This window comes from Bradyrhizobium sp. STM 3557, assembly GCF_045571465.1.
Lineage (GTDB): Bacteria > Pseudomonadota > Alphaproteobacteria > Rhizobiales > Xanthobacteraceae > Bradyrhizobium.
In genome coordinates, this window is record NZ_CP120697.1 from 1,473,811 (window position 1) to 1,489,028 (window position 15,218).

Genomic DNA, 15,218 nt, shown 5'->3' on the forward strand with positions numbered 1-15,218 from the left:
GGGGCGATGAGCTTGATCCGGCGAAGAGTGTCTGCCGCGCAGCCTGCGGCGGCGGGCGTGTCATCCTCGCGGCTTTATCGTTTTCTGCGTGGCGCAAGGCTGTATTGGACAGGACCGAAGGCGGGGCAGGCTTGGCTCGTTACGGTGAGCCTGATCGCCGTGGTCTTCGTCAGTCTCGGCATCACCTACAGCCTCAATCTCTGGAACAGGCATTTCTTCGACGCGCTGGAAGCCAGGAATGGTCCTGTCGCGCTGCGGCAAACCCTGCTGTTCCCGTTACTGGTCGGCCTGCATCTTCTGCTCTGCGTATTCGCGATGTGGGCGCGCATGACCATGCAGCGGAGCTGGCGTGCGGTCATCAATGACGATCTCGTTCGTCGCTGGCTCGCCAGGAGCAGGTTCTACCGGCTCGAGCTGGTCGGCGGCGATCACGCCAATCCTGAGCAGCGCATCAATGACGATCTGCGGATCGCGACCGACATGCCGGTCGATTTCGTGACCGGCCTTGTCACCTCGCTGCTGTCGGCCGGCACCTTCATCGTCGTGCTGTGGAGCGTTGGCGGCACCTTGAAGCTCGATCTCGGCGGCCATGCGCTCATCATTCCGGGCTTTCTCGTCATCGCGGCGGTGATCTATGCGCTGATCGCGAACGGGTCGATGCTCGCGATTGCCTTTCGCTTCATTCCGCTCACCGAGCAGAAGAACCAGGCCGAGGCCGAATACCGCTACGCGCTCACGCGCGTGCGCGAGAACGCCGAGAGCATCGCGCTGCTCGGCGGCGCGTCTGCGGAGGAAACGCGGCTTGGCGGCAGCTTCGCCCGCGTCGTCGCGCGCTGGCGTGACCTGATGGTGCAGAACATGCGGGCGGTGATCGTCTCGCAGGGCAGTGCGCAGCTTTGCGGCGTGGTGCCGATCCTGCTCTGCACACCGCGCTATTTCGATGGCAGCATGAGTCTCGGCGCGATCATGCAGGTCGCATCCGCCTTCGGCATCGTGCAGGGTGCGCTGAGCTGGTTCATGGAGAACTACACTCGCCTTGCGGATTGGACAGCGTCTGCGCGGCGCGTCGGCGCGTTGATGCTGGCGATCGATGTTGCGGAGATGGAGGAGGCGCGTGCCGGCATCGCGCATGCGCGGGACGGCGAGGCTGCGCTGCAGCTCCGCGATCTGCGGGTTGCGCTGGACGACGGCCGGCCGATCCTGCGCCGCGCCTCGACCGTGATCCGCCATGGCGAGAAGGTATTGATCACCGGCGACTCCGGCACCGGCAAGAGCTCGCTGCTGCGCGCCATCGCAGGCTGCTGGCCGTGGGGGGAGGGCAAGGTCGTGATCGCGGCCGGGCAGCGCGTCATGGTGATCCCGCAGCGTCCCTATGTGCCGGCCGGCACTTTGCACGAGGCGGTGTGCTACCCGCGCGCGCCCGGCGAGATCAGCTCCAAAGATGCCGCGCAAGCACTCGCGCTAGCGGGGCTCGGTCCATTCCTGCCGCGGCTCGACGACGTCGCGGCATGGGACCGCATTCTGTCCGAAGGCGAGAAGCAGCGGCTCGGCATTGCCCGGCTGCTGTTGCACCGGCCCGACGTCATCGCCCTCGACGAGGCAACCTCGGCACTGCATGTCGACGGCCAGGCGGAGCTGATGGCTACGATTGCGCGGCAACTGCCCGAAGCGACGCTGATCAGCGTCGGCCACCGGCCGGAGCTCGAAGCGTTTCACGACCGCAAGGTGACGATCGCGCGCCGTGTCGATGGCGCTGTGATCGCGGCCGATGCACCCATCGTGCCGTCATTCGCAGCATCTGACGCCCGGCGCGTAGGATGAAGAGCAGCCAGGCGCGATCGTGCGGGTGAGCGCTCAGCCCGGTCCGAGCTCGTTGGTCAGCTTCGTGAAGATGCCTTCCAGCGTCAGGCCAAGCTTGTTGAGGATTGCAATCAGCGCGAGCGCGATGCCGCAAGCGATTAGGCCATATTCGATCGCGGTCGCGCCGCTCTCGTCCTTCAGAAACCGGACAAGCAATGACTTCATTACGTTTCGCCTCGGTCCCGGACCGGCAGGCGCTCCCCTTTTATTTACAGCCGGGAAACTACCGGGAAAAACCTAAGGTAGTATAAATCCGATTGCATAGTGCAGCGGGTTTCACGCGTGTGCGGCGTGGCTCATTCCGGCACACCTGCCGCGCGCAAGGCTTCGGCATAGGTCGCCGCCATCGATGCGACGGGGAACGGAATCCGTGATTGGAAGCTGGACACCGTCAGCTCGGGCTCGACCGTGAGCAGCTCCTGTGCAACCCGAGCGGCGCGAGACAGAGCGCCGGTCTTGACCAGCGCCACGATCAGCACGCGCAGCGCCACCGCGAAGCGGCGGTTCTGTGCCAGTGCTCTGTCAGCCCAGACGATGGCGTCCTCGAAATCTTCGTCGGCCACCGCGCAGATCGCCATCGCACCGGAGGCGAACCAGCCGCGAGGATCGCGCGGATTCAAGCGTTGCGCCCGCAGGATCAGCTCGCGGCCGGCGGCCTGGTTGCCCGCCATCGCCTCGATCCAGCCGGCGAGCACGAGCGCCATCGCCGAATTGGGATTGATCGCGAGCGAGCGGCGAAACAGCTCGCGCGCCGGCGCAATCTCGTCGGCCATGTTCCAGATCGCAAACGCCGCCATCCACAACACCTGCGCGGCGTTCGGCGCAAGCTCGCTCGCGCGCCAAGCGAGCGCGACCGCTTTGCGGCGATAATCCTCGTCAGTTGCAAGCCAGCCCTGGAAATGCCGGAGCGCATGGCAATAGGCCAATGCGGCCATCGCCGGAGCATAGGTTGGGTCGATCGCGAGCGCCTGTTCGAGGCAACCGATCGCGCCCCGGAGGCTGTCGGCGGTGAAGGCGTCGCGCAGACTAGAGGCGCGCAGCAAGAGATCGTAGGCGTCGAGCTCGCTCTGGGGCACCGGACGCCGCCGCTCGGACTCGGCAAGCTCCAATGTCGGCTCGATTGCCGCCACCACGCGCGCGGTGATGTCGTCCTGCAGGGCGAACACCTCGCTCGCCTCGCCATCGAACCGCTCGGCCCACAGATGCGCGCCCGTGGCGGCATCGATCAGCTGGCCGGTGATGCGCAGCCGCGAGCCGGCGCGGCGCACGCTGCCTTCCAGCACATAAGCGACGCCGAGCTCGCGCCCGACCTCGCGCACGTCGACCGCGCGGCCCTTGTAGGTGAAGGAGGAGTTGCGCGCGATCACGACGATGCCGCTGCAGCGCGACAGCGCAGTGATGATGTCCTCGACCACGCCATCGGCGAAATAGTCCTGTTCGGGATCGCTGCTCATATTGGTGAAGGGCAGCACGGCGATCGCCGGCTCGGTCACGGGCGGGACGAGCGGGCGTGCCGCGGCACCGCCGGTCGTGCCGCTTTCCTCCCGCACCTCGCCGACGAAGCGCAGGCCCTTGCGAGCGATGGTGCGGATCAGCCGCTGCTCCTCGCCGGTGTCGCCGATGGCGTTACGCGCGGCACTGATCCGGCTCGACAGTGTCGCGTCCGAGACGATGCGCCCGCGCCAGACCGCCTCCAGCACGTCATCGCGGCTGACCACGTGGTCGCGGTTGCGGATCAGGAATTCCAGGAGATCGAACACCTGCGGCTCGACCGCAACGACGGCATCGCCGCGGCGCAGCTCGCGACGGTTCGGATCGAGAACGAAGTCATTGAAAAGATAGAGCAAAAGCCGATGCTGCCGCTTTTTTTTTGGAAGGCGCGGCCAACTTTATCACGGCTTGGGACAGGCCAAAATCAGATCCATCTGAAGCAAACCTCAACGCCATCTCCAAGCAGTCCGGCCGGAGGTGCGGCAAGAGATGGCTATCACGACTTCAGGAGACCGAGATGTCCAACACCATCAACCAGGATCGCCGCCGCTTTCTTAGGTCGGCCGCGGGCGGCATCGCCCTGGCGCAACTGGGGCTCTCCGGCCGGGCCCAGGCGGAAGCCTTCAAGGCGAAAGCGACCGTGGCCGCCGTCAAGCCGGGCGAGCACACCTCGTTCGGCGCGCTCAAGCAGATCGAGGCCGGGGTGCTCAATGTCGGCTATGTGGAAGCCGGACCCGCCAACGGCCCTGTCGTGATCCTGCTGCACGGCTGGCCCTATGACATCTACAGCTATGTCGATGTCGCGCCGGCGCTGGCATCAGTGGGCTATCGCGTCATCGTTCCTTATTTGCGCGGCTACGGCACCACGCGTTTCCTGTCGCAGGACACCATGCGCAGCGGCCAGCCGGTGGCGGTCTCGGCCGACATCGTCGCGCTGATGGACGCGCTGAAAATCGAGAAGGCCACGCTCGCCGGTTACGACTGGGGTGCGCGCACCGCCAACATCATCGCGGCACTGTGGCCGGAGCGCTGCAAGGCGATGGTCTCGGTGTCCGGCTATCTGATCGGCAGCCAGGAGGCGGGCAAGATGCCGCTGCCGCCGAAGGCCGAGCTGCAATGGTGGTACCAGTTCTATTTCGCCACCGAGCGCGGCCGCGAAGGCTATGCGAAGTATCGCCACGATTTTTCGAAGCTGATCTGGCAGCTCGCCTCGCCGAAATGGGCGTTCGACGATGCGACCTTCGATCGTAGCGCACGCGCCTTCGACAATCCCGACCACGTCGACATCGTGATCCACAATTATCGCTGGCGCATGGCGCTCGCGGAAGGTGAAGCGAAATACGACTCGTACGAAAAGAAGCTCGCGACCTTTCCCGCCATCGCGGTGCCGACCATCACCATGGAAGGCGACGCCAACGGCGCGCCGCATCCGGAGCCTTCGGCCTACGCCAAGAAGTTTTCCGGCAAGTACGAGCACCGCACCATCACTGGCGGCATCGGCCACAATCTGCCGCAGGAAGCGCCGCAGGCCTTCACCCAGGCGGTGATCGACGTCAGCGAAGCGTAGGCGTGATGCTTGTCGCGTCTCTCACCGCTGCCATTGCGAGCGAAGCGAAGCAATCCAGACTCTTGGCTCAGCCCTGGATTGCTTTGTCGCTGTCGCTCCTCGCAAAGACGGCAAGAGATCGAGATATGAGGTCAAAGTAGATGAACGAGCTTACAAAGATGGCCATCGCTGCGGCGGTGGCCGCAGGAGCCCTGCTGTTGCTGCCGCTGGCGGGATTTGCGGACGATGGCGCTTCGCCGATCTTCGGCGTCAAGATCCCGCAAGGCTATCGCGACTGGACCCTGATCGGTGTCGGCCGCGAGGATGGACTGAAGGAGTTGCGCGGCATTGTCGGCAACCAGGTTGCGATCGATGCCTACCGGGCGGGCACGGAGCCGTTTCCCGACGGCACCATCCTCGTGAAGCTGGCGTGGAAGCATGTCCCGATCGCCGGGCTCGACGGCGCCTACACGTCGGATACGCCGACCACGGTGCAAGTCATGGTCAAGGATGCGAAGCGATACGCCTCGACCGGCGGCTGGGGTTTTGGCCGCTTCATCGACGGCAAGCCGGCCGACGAAGCGCAGCACGAGACGTGCTTCGCCTGTCACGAGGCGCATGCCAGCGCTCACGACTTCGTCTTCACGCGCTATGGCCGTTGAATGGCACTCGGAGCCTGTGCGCTTCCTTTCGACGCCCTCAGCGCAACAAGTTCAAATCAACTTTATTCGTTGCGAGTGGCACATGCGTTGAAATCGACGATATGCTGCGGGTACGAGCAGCAGAGGTGGATCCGATGTGGCAGCGACTGAGGATGCTTTGGCAGGCTTGGACCATCGACAAGCCGGCGAAGCTTGGCGATTGGCTTTGGGATATCTGCGTCGTGCAGTTCGCGGCCTTTCTGGACCGGCTGACCTTGCGGCGCGTGATCGCCCTCATTCCGCTGGTCATCATCATCCTGGCCTATGAGCATAATATTCCGCTTCCGCCCGAATTGATGCTTGTCGGCGATATCCTGGCCTATCTCGATATCGTTTCGGTCCTGCTGCTGTTCAGCATCCTAAGCCGCGTCTCCACGATCCTGTTCGTCGCCAGGCAGATCGCGGCGCGAGCCATGCAGCTGATGCTTGCTTTTCGCGGCGGTTTGCGCCGTCTCGACACGCGGCACCGCCGCGCCAGCAGCCGGCACCGTCAGGTCAAGGACGGCCAGACGGACGATGATGGATGTCCCGCCATTAGCGGCATGGCTTGGGCCTGAGGCGGGCAGCGTGCTGTGCGTGATGATTGGGCGTCTCAAAACCGCGAGCTCGGCGATCGTTAGAGCGCCTGACCGAGGCGCTTTTCATCCGAACTTGCGTCGCGCGTCGAGCGCCAGCCCGATGCCCACGCTGCCGAGCAGGTCGGATTCGGCGGTGCGCGCGTCCGGAAACAGCGACAGGATCCCCCTGCGCAGTGCCGGCACCATGCTCGAGCCGCCGGTCAGGAAGATGGTGTTGATACCGCCGGCCTTGATGCGCGCATCGTCGAGCAGCCGCCGCACCGTTGCGACGACGCGGTCGACGGAATCGGCTATCGCCGCGTCGAGCTGCTTGCGCGTGAAGCTGAACTTGGCCCAATCGCCCTGATGGGCGAGCTCTGAGCTCGCTTTGGTTGCGGCGGTGAGCGCAATCTTGGCCTGCTCGACGCCGATCGCGATGGCGTGGCCCTGCCGGTCCTCCACGATCCTGATGAAGCGATCGACCAGGTGGCGCTGCTCGGCTTCATAGCGGATCTGGCGCAGCTCGGGCAGGACGTTCTTCTTGTAGAGCTGGTTGATGCGGTGCCAGGTCGCGAGCTCATGATAATAGAGCGTCGGCAAATGGCGCTTGCGGTCGGCCGTGTAGCTGCCGAAGCCGAGATGCGGCATCACGCATTTGAGGCTGAGCAGCCGGTCGAAATCGGTGCCGCCGATGTGGATGCCGCCATTGGCCAGGATGTCGTCGCCGCGCTCGGCCTTAGCCCGCCGCTCCGGCGAGACGCGGACGATGGAGAAGTCCGAGGTGCCGCCGCCGATATCGACAATCAGCACCAGCTCCTCGCGATTGACCTGCTGCTCGTAGTCGAGCGCAGCCGCGATCGGCTCGTATTGGAAGGCGATGCGCGCAAAACCCTGCTCGCGCGCGATATCCTCCAATGAGCGTTGCGCCTCGGCATCGGCGGCATCGTCCTTGTCGACGAAGCGGACCGGGCGGCCGAGCACGACCTCCGAGATCTCGCGGCCGAGATGCGCTTCGATCCGGCGCTTCAGATTGGCAAAGTAGAACCCGAGAATGGTCGAGAACGGCACCGCCTTCTGGCGGATATAGGTCTTCTCGTGGATCAGCGCGGTGCCGAGAATGCTCTTCAGCGCACGCATGAAGCGGCCGTCATGGCCCTTCAGGTAGAGGTCGATCGCGCTGCGGCCGTAGTGGACGCCATGATCCTCGAAGTCGAAGAACATCGCGCTCGGCAGCGTCAGATGATCCTGCTCCAGGGGCAGCAGCTGGGCTTTCACATGATCGCTGAGGCCGACGGTGGTGTTCGAGGTTCCGAAATCGATTCCGCAGAAGGCCGCAACCATGCTCATCTCTCAAGTCAAATTCGAGCCGGCTCGCTTAGCGGTTCGGGAGCGCCGTGTCATCTGGGAACTGGAGAAAATCGCCGCTCGGCGTCATTGCGAGGAGCGTTAGCGACGAAGCAATCCAGAGCGGTGTGCGCGTCCTGGATTGCTTCGCTCCGCTCGCAATGACGCTGAAGCATCTTGGTTAATCACGATAGCTTCACATTCACCCCGTCGGGCTCGCCGAACCAGCGCGACGCGGCTTGAGCCATTTGTTCAGGATCAGCGGCGGCGTCAGAAGCCCAGGCGACGACGCCATCGGGACGTACGAGCACGGCGCTGAGGCCCAGCCGATCTTTCACATCGCTTGCGACATACGCGATGCGGCCGCGCCAGCGGCCTGCGAGCGCTTCAAGCTGCGACCGCGCGCCAAAATCCAGCAGCAGCCCTTTTCCCGTCCTGAGGAGCTCGCCGAGCCTCGTTCCGTTGGCGAGCGCGAAATCGGGCGCGCTGCGGCCGACCAGCCGATGGCCGTCGCCGAGATCATGACGCAGAGTGACCGCCCACACGCGCTCGGCGAAATAGGTCGCGCCGTCGCTTGTCTCGATGAGATCGCGGATGATGGACTCTAACGCGCGCGAGCTCCGGCTTGGCCGCATCAAGGCGACCTGCGCGCGCGACCAGTCGAGCACCTCCGCGCCGACAGGATGCCGCTCGCGCGAATAGCTGTCGAGCAGACCGGCCGGCGCGTCGCCCCGGACGGTCGCGGCAAGCTTCCATCCAAGGTTCATCGCGTCGCCAAGCCCGAGATTGAGCCCTTGGCCGCCCAGTGGAGAATGGATGTGCGCGGCATCGCCGGCGAGCAGCACCTGTCCATTGCGATAAGTGGTCGCCTGATAGGCGCGATCGGTCCAGGTGGTGGCGAGCTTGAGAGCCGTCAATGTGACGTCGGTGCCGGAAATCCGCCGCAGCACCGCCTGCACATGCGCAAGCGTGATCGGCTCGGTCCGATGGAACGCGCCGCCGTCGAAGTCGACCATCGCGACCGTCCCCGGTCGTGCGTAAGTATACATACCGGTCGGCGTGTAGTGGCGGCCTGGCCGGAGTTGATCCGGATCGGCCATCTCGATTTCAACGGAATAGCCGGTGAACTCGGGATCGGTGCCGACGAATTCGAAGCCGCCCGCCTTGCGAACCGTGCTGCGGCCCCCGTCGCATCCGACCAGCCAGCGTCCGCGAAATGTCGCACCGCCGGCGCGAATGGTCACATCCGCGTCCGACTGCTCAAGGTCCTCCACGCCGAGCCCGCGCCTGATCTCGACCTTCATCGCGCTGGCGCGCGCGGCCAGGACCGATTCGAGATGCTCCATCTCGACCGCGATGCTGCTTTCCGCCGGACCCGGCAGGCGATAAGGCCATTTCGAGCGATCGATGTTGTCGAGGTGAAACTGGATGCCGGCGAAATGGCCGCCCGGGCGACGCTGTTGTTGCATCCAGTGAGGGACAGGCGAAGCCCCGCTGCTCGTACCGTGTTTCGCACGTGGCGGCGTCGCGATGTCGTTCAGCAGTCCGCGGCGGTCAAAGGTCTCGACCGTGGGCACCGAAAGGCCACGCAAGCCGAAGGGCAGCCGCTTCAGGGGCGAGTGCGGATTCTCGGCCTGCTCCAGCACCAGTACCGAGAGGTCTGCAAGGCGCAGCTCGCACGCGAGGAACAGGCCGACGGGGCCGGCACCCGCAATGACGACATCATACAGCAAGGATCGATCCTCATTTCATCCGCTGCGCGCTTCCGAACAGGGCCTGCCATCCGGCTCCAGGCCTGTTCACCTGCCCGAAGCGCGTGCAACCGGTCCGGTTTTCTCTTGAGCACACCGCCGGTCGGACTTAAAATTACACTCAGTGCATGTTAATATTACACTCAGTGTAGATTTGCAAGCAGTCGGCGGAGCAGCGATGGAGAAGAGCTCGGTAAGGCCGGAAGGCCTGCGCGAACGCAAGCGGCGCGAGACCTCGCAGCGGATCATCGAAAAGGGCTTGAGGCTGTTCGTGAAGCACGGCTACGAGGCGACGACGCTGGAGGCGATCGCGGAAGCTGCCGGCATCTCGCGCCGGACCTTTTTCTATTATTTCAAGTCCAAGGAGGACATTCTGCTGGCCGCGCATGACAGCGGCTTTCGCCAGGCGCTGAGGCCCGCGATGCTCGAGGAGTCGGCGGATCAGGCGCCTGTCGATGCCGCCAGGAACTGCCTGATCAAGCTCGCGTCGCGCCATGAGACGAAGGAATCGATCGTCTTCGACCGTCTGATGCAGTCGACCCCAGCGCTGCGTGCGCGGAAAGAAGCCGTCTTCATCGAGACGGAGCAGATCCTGCTTGATGCGATGTGCGAGCTCTGGCCGGCGCCGGGACGACGCGACGGGCTGCGGCTGGTCGCGATGGTCGCGATGGGAACGCTGCGCCTCGCGCTCGACAAATGGAAGCAGAACGAGGCGGCACAGCCGTTGGCCCACTACATCCGGCAGAGTTTCGCTCTTCTGGCCAAACAGTTCTGATCGCGGCACGTCGGCGATGATGGACCCGGCGGCGAGCAGCGTTCATTGCACAGCGCCTCGATCGAGCACGAAAGGGCAGGCCGTGCGGCGGCGGCGATCGCGCAAGAGAAGATCGGCAGTGGCGCGCTGCAGCGTCAGCGCCAGGCGCTCTCGTTCTTCTGCTCGTAATCCTTGAACGCCTTCTCCAGGCCGCTCAGCACTTCGGCAGAGGTCTCGAACATCGCCTTCAACTGGGGCTCGTCGACCTTGTTGATGTCCTCGCGCAGATGGTTTCGGATATCCTGCAGCGCTTTCTGCATCTTTTGCGTATGATGCCGTGGATCGCGATCTGCCGCACTTGCCATGGCCGGTCTCCTGCTTGCAAATACCTCCCGCTTGGGGCGGGTCGAGAGACCTCTGTCAACGGTCCGCGGCCGGCGTCGTTCCAATTACGAAATCCGATAAGCGAAATCCGGCAAGAATGGCATGAAGTTCAAGGACCTGCTCACCGGCTTCGTCAGGCTGCATATTCTGCATCATGCGGCGGAACAGGAGATCTACGGCCAGTGGATCATCGACGAGCTCGGGCGGCATGGCTATCGGCTCAGTCCCGGAACGCTCTATCCGTTGCTGAACGCGATGGAAAAGCGCGGCTATCTGAAATCCCGCAAGCAGCACGATGGGCGGACGGCGCGCAAGTTCTATCGAGCGACGCCGCTCGGGCGAAAGGGGCTCGCTCTGGCAAAACTGCGCCTCAAGGAATTCACCGGCGAGGCCATGAAATGACCAGCTCACGTTGGGAGCTGATCAGCCGTAGGTGATCAGTGACAATCTCCCACGCCCTCTCGATTGAAGAGGGTCTCGTATAACGCTCGGACTGATCATGTCGCGAGAATGCGAACGTATGGGTGCTGTCGCGGTTTCCCGGTTAGTCTAGTCACGGGCACCTGATCATACTGGATCGCCCGATCAAGCCGGGCGATGACAGGGGTGGGTTGTTTGACAGCCGAAGCAAATCACAACGAGTGATCACTACGGGTCCAGCTCAGTGTCCCAATAGAGATAGTCGAGCCAGCTCTCATGCAGGTAGTTCGGCGGGAACAGCCGGCCGTTGCGGTGCAGCTGATGCACTGTCGGCGCATATGGCGCCTGCTTCGGGAACATCTTGGCCTGCTGCGGCGTCAGGTTGCCCTTCTTCAGATTGCAGGGCGAGCAGGCGGCGACGACGTTCTCCCAGGTAGTCTGGCCGCCCTTGCTGCGCGGAATGACGTGATCGAAGGTCAGGTCGTCGCCGGAGTGGCAATATTGGCAGGCGAAGCGGTCGCGCAGGAAAACGTTGAAGCGGGTGAAGGCCGGATGCGTGCTCGGCTTGACGAAGGATTTCAGCGACACGACGCTGGGCAGCTGGATCTCGAAGGAGGGACTTCGGATCGCCCGGTCATAATATTCGACGATGTTCACGCGGTCGAGAAACACCGCCTTGATCGCGTCCTGCCACGACCAAAGGGACAGCGGATAGTAGCTCAGCGGCCGGAAGTCCGCATTCAGCACCAACACCGGCCAACCGCCTTGCGAGACATGTGCGTTCAAGTAACGCTCCTGGCCTCCATACGGCTGCGAAGCAGCAATGTTGACATACTACATGCAGCGTGACGGGATTGTGAAGAGCCGAGAACGGCTTATCCCGCATTCGCAGGCTGTGCAAAAAGCGCGTCAGAACCGTGGCGAGGCGGCAGGAGGAGAGGGAGGAATGGACCCATATGCAAGTGGCTCGCAACACTGACGCACGCGCCGGCGCGCCTCTGCGGAGCCTCTTCGGCGCGAGCGGACGATGAGCCTGCGCGTCCCGTCACCCTGATCGTGCCGTTCCCTGCTGGCGGGACGACTGACACGCTGGCGCGGTTCCTTGGCGCGCGGTGAGTATGCTGCTCAAACAACCTATCGTGATCGAGCCGGCGGCGCGTCGGGCACGCTAGGCGTCGGCATCACCGGCGCCAACGGCCATCTGACCGGTATCTCGTTCCAGACGTGCCGCCGGAACGCGCGTCAGTCCGTCATCGCGAGCATGTGCCCCTGATTGGGCGGAATGCGTCCGCGCAGCGTGTCGAGATAGACGCGCTGCACGGCATCTGGCCCATGTCCCTCGACGATGGTGAGCGAATGGTCGAGCATCGGCGCGAAGCCCTGCCAGGCCGCACCAAGCCGGCTCTCGATGCCGCCCGGTCCCCACTCTCTGGCGCGCTTGCGGATCCGGTCCGGGGCAAAGAACCAGCTCGGCTTGGCGCCGGGCAGGTCGGGCGCATCGCTCTCGCTATCCTGGTGCGTCATGCCGATGCGTGCGGAATGCTTCAGACGATCGCCGAGATGGCGATGCAGCCTGGCGCGCAAGTCTGCGTTGCCCGCCATGTCGACAAAGACGGAAGGCGAGGCCGTGTCGAGCGTTTCGATATCATCATAGACGACGACATCCTGATAGCAGCCGAGCGCGCAGACGAAGGCCGCGTTCGCAGGCGAGGTGAGGCCGACCACGCGGACGCCGTCGCGCTTTGTGTGCAGGAGATGCGCCAGCCCGAACGCGGTCTTGCTGGACGCAGAGGAAAGGATGATCGTGCGGGCGCCAAAGAAGTCGTTCTCGGCAAGGTAATCGTCGACCAGGAACGAGAGCATGAACAGCGGCCGCAACAGAGCCTGCTGGTCGCCTTGGCGGCCCGCAAAGGCCGGCTCGTCGCCGACGCGCGCATAGGCATTGTAGACCGGCGCGACGCCTTGCCGGTGCGGCGCCGCGTCGCGCAAGCCGCGCTTGGAGACATCGGAAGCCTCGATGACAAGATGCGTTGCCATCGGAAAATAGCCGAACAGCCGCTCACCTTCGCGCACGAGCGGATGTCGCGACGCGATCACATCGCCAAAGCCCCAGACCGGGATGATGCCGAAGCCGTCCGCTGCCGGAAACAGCTGCCAGTATTTGAGCTGATCGCCGATCAGGGCGTAGGTGATGTTGTTGGCAGTGAAGGCGAAGCGGTCGACCTTGATGAGCAGCGCGTCCGTGGGCAATGCATCGGCGGCGGGAAAGGCGGTCTCAATCGTCTTGCAATGTTGGAGATCGTTGCGTGCGACGACGAAGTCGATGGATCTCATGGTTTCGATCTCGGCGAGCTTTTCGCTGCTATCTTGTCCCGTGATGATGATCGTTTTGCAACGACAACAATGTTTGAAACGTCGTTCGCTTCTGCCGGCGTCGTCTCCGCGCCGAGCACGCCCTCGCGCTTCTTGATCGCGCGGTAGTAGCTCCACCACAGATGCGCAGCCGCCCCCCGCAAAGGACGCCAAGGCTCAGCAAGAGGCATCATCTGCTTCGCCGTCGGGCGCGCCGGCAGGCCGAGCCCGATCTTGACCGCTTCCTGCACGGCGAGGTCTCCGGCCGGCCAGGCGTCGCCATGGCCGAGGCAGAACAGGAGATACACATCGGCCGTCCACGGCCCGATGCCGGGCAAGGCGGTCAGGGTGTTGTGCGCGGCATCGGCCTCCTCGTTGGCGAGCACGTCGAGATTCAACCGCTCGGCGGCGAGCTCGCGTGCGATGTGCTTGAGCGTCTTGATCTTGGCGGCCGACAGTCCGAGTCGGCCGAGGCGATCGGCGCGGGCGCGGCGGATGGCCTCCGGCTCGAACGGATCGAACGCGGCCGTAAGGCGGCTCCAGATCGCCCCGGCGCTCGCTGTCGACAATTGCTGGCCGGTGACGATGTGCGCAAGACCGACGAAACCGGGCTCGCGGCGGCGCAGGCTCGGCATCCCCGCGATCTCCAGCACCGGCTTCAGCCGCAGGTCCAGCTTCACCAGCGCGCGAATGGCGTCGTCGAGATCGGCCTGGCTGTCGAGGTGCTGGGTCATGGCAGGGCTTTCTTGATCGTCATGCGCGGGCTTGACCCGCGCATCCATCTCATATCGAAACAGCCGAACGCTAGTCCGGCAATCACGAGATCGAATGCCACCCGTTTTCCGCTTCGCGCCGAGCCCGAACGGCTATCTGCATCTCGGCCACGCCTATTCGGCGTTGCTCAACTTTGAGCTGGCGCGCGCGAGCGGTGGCAGCTTCCTGTTGCGGATCGAGGATATCGATGCGGCGCGCTGCCGGATGGAATTCGAAGAGGCGATCTACGAGGATCTCGCCTGGCTTGGGATGAGCTGGGAGTGGCCGGTGCGGCGGCAGTCGGAGCATCTCGGCGCGTATAGCGCGGCGCTGGAGCGGCTCGCCGCGATGGGGCTGGTCTATCCGAGCTTCGAGAGCCGGGCCGAGATCGCTCGCCTGGTGATGCAGCAGGAGGCGGCCACCAGCCGGCCCTGGCCGCGCGATCCCGACGGCGCGCCGCTCTATCCCGGGCACGCCAGGACGCTCCCGCAGGCCGAGCGCGAGCGATTGCTGGCAAGCGGCAAGCCGTATGCGCTGCGGCTCGATATGACCGCGGCGGTCGCGCGCGTCGGGGACCTCAGCTGGACCGAATTGGGGCAGGGGCCGGACGGGGAGAGCGGCGCGGTTGTGGCGCGTCCCGAGGCCTGGGGCGACCTCATCCTGGCCCGCAAGGAGACGCCGACCAGCTATCACCTCTCGGTCGTAGTTGATGACGCCCTGCAGGGTGTCACCGAGGTGGTCCGCGGCCAGGACCTGTTCCACGCCACCAGCGTGCACCGGCTGCTGCAGGCCCTGCTCGGCTTGCCCGAGCCCGCCTATCGCCATCACCAACTGATTCGCGACGAAGGCGGCCACAAGCTGTCCAAGTCCAATCACGCGACCGGATTGCGCGCTTTGCGCGCCCAAGGCGTGGCGGCCGCGGAAATCTGTCACAGGATCGGCATCATGTCGCCGTCAGGACGTCTTCCCTGACATTTCTTTCATGGTTTCAAAGGGGGACAACCCCAAACGCCATCGTGACACCCGGGGGCCGACCGTGCCATGCTGTTCCCCAGCGCGGGATAATCGGGAGCTTCAATCGAAAGCGGCACGACGACATATGACAATACGAGTGCCCCTTCGTTTCCGGAGTTCATGTCAGAGGGGCCATGATGAAGCGCGTTCGGAAGCGAGGTACGGGGCGCCGAGCCCAGCTGGCCAAGCGAGGCGCGTCCAAGGCGAAATCGTCGAAGACGGTTCGGACCAAAACGGGCGCTGCCAAGACAAGAGCTAAGACGAGGCTGCTGAAAGCGCGCGCGCCCCAGG

Annotated in this window: 15 protein-coding genes; 7 read left to right on the forward strand and 8 right to left on the reverse strand. The window is 64.3% G+C overall.

Features of this window, described 5'->3' with window-relative positions; translation table 11 throughout:
- Nucleotides 1-57 precede the first annotated feature (57 nt).
- Nucleotides 58-1,821: an ABC transporter ATP-binding protein/permease gene (locus P6U24_RS06625; RefSeq protein WP_407158362.1), complete on the forward strand. Its 1,764-nt coding sequence runs from the start codon at nucleotides 58-60 to the stop codon at nucleotides 1,819-1,821.
- Nucleotides 1,822-1,854: 33 nt separating this feature from the next.
- Here the strand turns inward: P6U24_RS06625 and P6U24_RS06630 are convergent, their stop codons facing one another.
- Nucleotides 1,855-2,025, reverse strand: coding sequence for a Flp family type IVb pilin (locus P6U24_RS06630; RefSeq protein WP_407158363.1), 171 nt, complete (start codon nucleotides 2,023-2,025; stop codon nucleotides 1,855-1,857).
- 131 nt (nucleotides 2,026-2,156) lie between these two features.
- Nucleotides 2,157-3,707: a winged helix-turn-helix domain-containing tetratricopeptide repeat protein gene (locus tag P6U24_RS06635; RefSeq protein ID WP_407158364.1), complete on the reverse strand. Its 1,551-nt coding sequence runs from the start codon at nucleotides 3,705-3,707 to the stop codon at nucleotides 2,157-2,159.
- Nucleotides 3,708-3,868: 161 nt separating this feature from the next.
- On the opposite strand from P6U24_RS06635, the gene P6U24_RS06640 reads away from it, so the two are divergent.
- From P6U24_RS06640 to P6U24_RS06650, 3 genes are all read left to right on the forward strand, one after another.
- The gene (locus P6U24_RS06640) at nucleotides 3,869-4,918 is read left to right on the forward strand and encodes an alpha/beta fold hydrolase (protein ID WP_407158365.1); all 1,050 of its coding nucleotides are present in this window, start codon (nucleotides 3,869-3,871) and stop codon (nucleotides 4,916-4,918) included.
- A gap of 140 nt (nucleotides 4,919-5,058) precedes the next feature.
- Entirely contained in the window at nucleotides 5,059-5,559 is a 501-nt protein-coding gene (locus P6U24_RS06645) for a cytochrome P460 family protein (protein WP_407158366.1), read from the forward strand.
- A gap of 152 nt (nucleotides 5,560-5,711) precedes the next feature.
- Nucleotides 5,712-6,155 carry a hypothetical protein gene (locus P6U24_RS06650; protein WP_407158367.1) on the forward strand — a complete coding sequence of 148 codons (444 nt, stop codon included), beginning with the start codon at nucleotides 5,712-5,714 and terminating at the stop codon, nucleotides 6,153-6,155.
- A gap of 84 nt (nucleotides 6,156-6,239) precedes the next feature.
- Here P6U24_RS06650 and P6U24_RS06655 read toward each other — a convergent pair whose 3' ends face one another.
- A complete protein-coding gene (locus P6U24_RS06655) occupies nucleotides 6,240-7,496 on the reverse strand; it encodes an Hsp70 family protein (RefSeq protein WP_407160801.1) in 1,257 nt (418 codons plus the stop codon).
- A 188-nt stretch (nucleotides 7,497-7,684) separates the two neighbouring features.
- Nucleotides 7,685-9,232 (reverse strand): FAD-dependent monooxygenase, encoded by a 1,548-nt coding sequence (locus P6U24_RS06660; protein WP_407158368.1) that lies wholly within the window; start codon nucleotides 9,230-9,232, stop codon nucleotides 7,685-7,687.
- A 196-nt stretch (nucleotides 9,233-9,428) separates the two neighbouring features.
- Between P6U24_RS06660 and P6U24_RS06665 the strand changes: the two genes are divergently transcribed.
- Entirely contained in the window at nucleotides 9,429-10,025 is a 597-nt protein-coding gene (locus tag P6U24_RS06665) for a TetR/AcrR family transcriptional regulator (protein ID WP_407158369.1), read from the forward strand.
- A gap of 134 nt (nucleotides 10,026-10,159) precedes the next feature.
- On the opposite strand, the gene P6U24_RS06670 is transcribed toward P6U24_RS06665, so the two are convergent.
- The gene (locus tag P6U24_RS06670) at nucleotides 10,160-10,369 is read right to left on the reverse strand and encodes a hypothetical protein (RefSeq protein WP_407158370.1); all 210 of its coding nucleotides are present in this window, start codon (nucleotides 10,367-10,369) and stop codon (nucleotides 10,160-10,162) included.
- Between the two features lie 121 nt (nucleotides 10,370-10,490).
- On the opposite strand from P6U24_RS06670, the gene P6U24_RS06675 reads away from it, so the two are divergent.
- The gene (locus tag P6U24_RS06675; RefSeq protein WP_407158371.1) at nucleotides 10,491-10,790 is read left to right on the forward strand and encodes a PadR family transcriptional regulator; all 300 of its coding nucleotides are present in this window, start codon (nucleotides 10,491-10,493) and stop codon (nucleotides 10,788-10,790) included.
- A gap of 246 nt (nucleotides 10,791-11,036) precedes the next feature.
- On the opposite strand, the gene P6U24_RS06680 is transcribed toward P6U24_RS06675, so the two are convergent.
- The 3 genes from P6U24_RS06680 to P6U24_RS06690 form a co-directional block, all read right to left on the reverse strand.
- On the reverse strand, nucleotides 11,037-11,594 hold the full coding sequence (locus P6U24_RS06680) for an HNH endonuclease (protein ID WP_407158372.1): 558 nt from the start codon (nucleotides 11,592-11,594) through the stop codon (nucleotides 11,037-11,039).
- A gap of 456 nt (nucleotides 11,595-12,050) precedes the next feature.
- Nucleotides 12,051-13,142 (reverse strand): DUF2855 family protein, encoded by a 1,092-nt coding sequence (locus tag P6U24_RS06685; protein WP_407158373.1) that lies wholly within the window; start codon nucleotides 13,140-13,142, stop codon nucleotides 12,051-12,053.
- Nucleotides 13,139-13,894, reverse strand: coding sequence for a DNA-3-methyladenine glycosylase family protein (locus tag P6U24_RS06690; protein WP_407158374.1), 756 nt, complete (start codon nucleotides 13,892-13,894; stop codon nucleotides 13,139-13,141). The genes P6U24_RS06685 and P6U24_RS06690 overlap by 4 nt, the downstream gene beginning before the upstream one ends.
- A 94-nt stretch (nucleotides 13,895-13,988) precedes the next feature.
- Between P6U24_RS06690 and gluQRS the strand changes: the two genes are divergently transcribed.
- Nucleotides 13,989-14,885: a tRNA glutamyl-Q(34) synthetase GluQRS gene (gene gluQRS, locus P6U24_RS06695; RefSeq protein ID WP_407158375.1), complete on the forward strand. Its 897-nt coding sequence runs from the start codon at nucleotides 13,989-13,991 to the stop codon at nucleotides 14,883-14,885.
- The last annotated feature ends 333 nt before the right edge of the window (nucleotides 14,886-15,218 follow it).

Coding starts and splice junctions, on each gene's coding strand:
- P6U24_RS06630 (WP_407158363.1), bottom strand. CDS start 2,025: ATGAAGTCATTGCTTGTCCGGTTTCTGAAGGACGAGAGCGGCGCGACC.
- P6U24_RS06640 (WP_407158365.1), top strand. CDS start 3,869: ATGTCCAACACCATCAACCAGGATCGCCGCCGCTTTCTTAGGTCGGCC.
- P6U24_RS06645 (WP_407158366.1), top strand. CDS start 5,059: ATGAACGAGCTTACAAAGATGGCCATCGCTGCGGCGGTGGCCGCAGGA.
- P6U24_RS06650 (WP_407158367.1), top strand. CDS start 5,712: ATGCTTTGGCAGGCTTGGACCATCGACAAGCCGGCGAAGCTTGGCGAT.
- P6U24_RS06655 (WP_407160801.1), bottom strand. CDS start 7,496: ATGGTTGCGGCCTTCTGCGGAATCGATTTCGGAACCTCGAACACCACC.
- P6U24_RS06665 (WP_407158369.1), top strand. CDS start 9,429: ATGGAGAAGAGCTCGGTAAGGCCGGAAGGCCTGCGCGAACGCAAGCGG.
- P6U24_RS06670 (WP_407158370.1), bottom strand. CDS start 10,369: ATGGCAAGTGCGGCAGATCGCGATCCACGGCATCATACGCAAAAGATG.
- P6U24_RS06675 (WP_407158371.1), top strand. CDS start 10,491: ATGAAGTTCAAGGACCTGCTCACCGGCTTCGTCAGGCTGCATATTCTG.
- P6U24_RS06685 (WP_407158373.1), bottom strand. CDS start 13,142: ATGAGATCCATCGACTTCGTCGTCGCACGCAACGATCTCCAACATTGC.
- P6U24_RS06690 (WP_407158374.1), bottom strand. CDS start 13,894: ATGACCCAGCACCTCGACAGCCAGGCCGATCTCGACGACGCCATTCGC.
- gluQRS (WP_407158375.1), top strand. CDS start 13,989: ATGCCACCCGTTTTCCGCTTCGCGCCGAGCCCGAACGGCTATCTGCAT.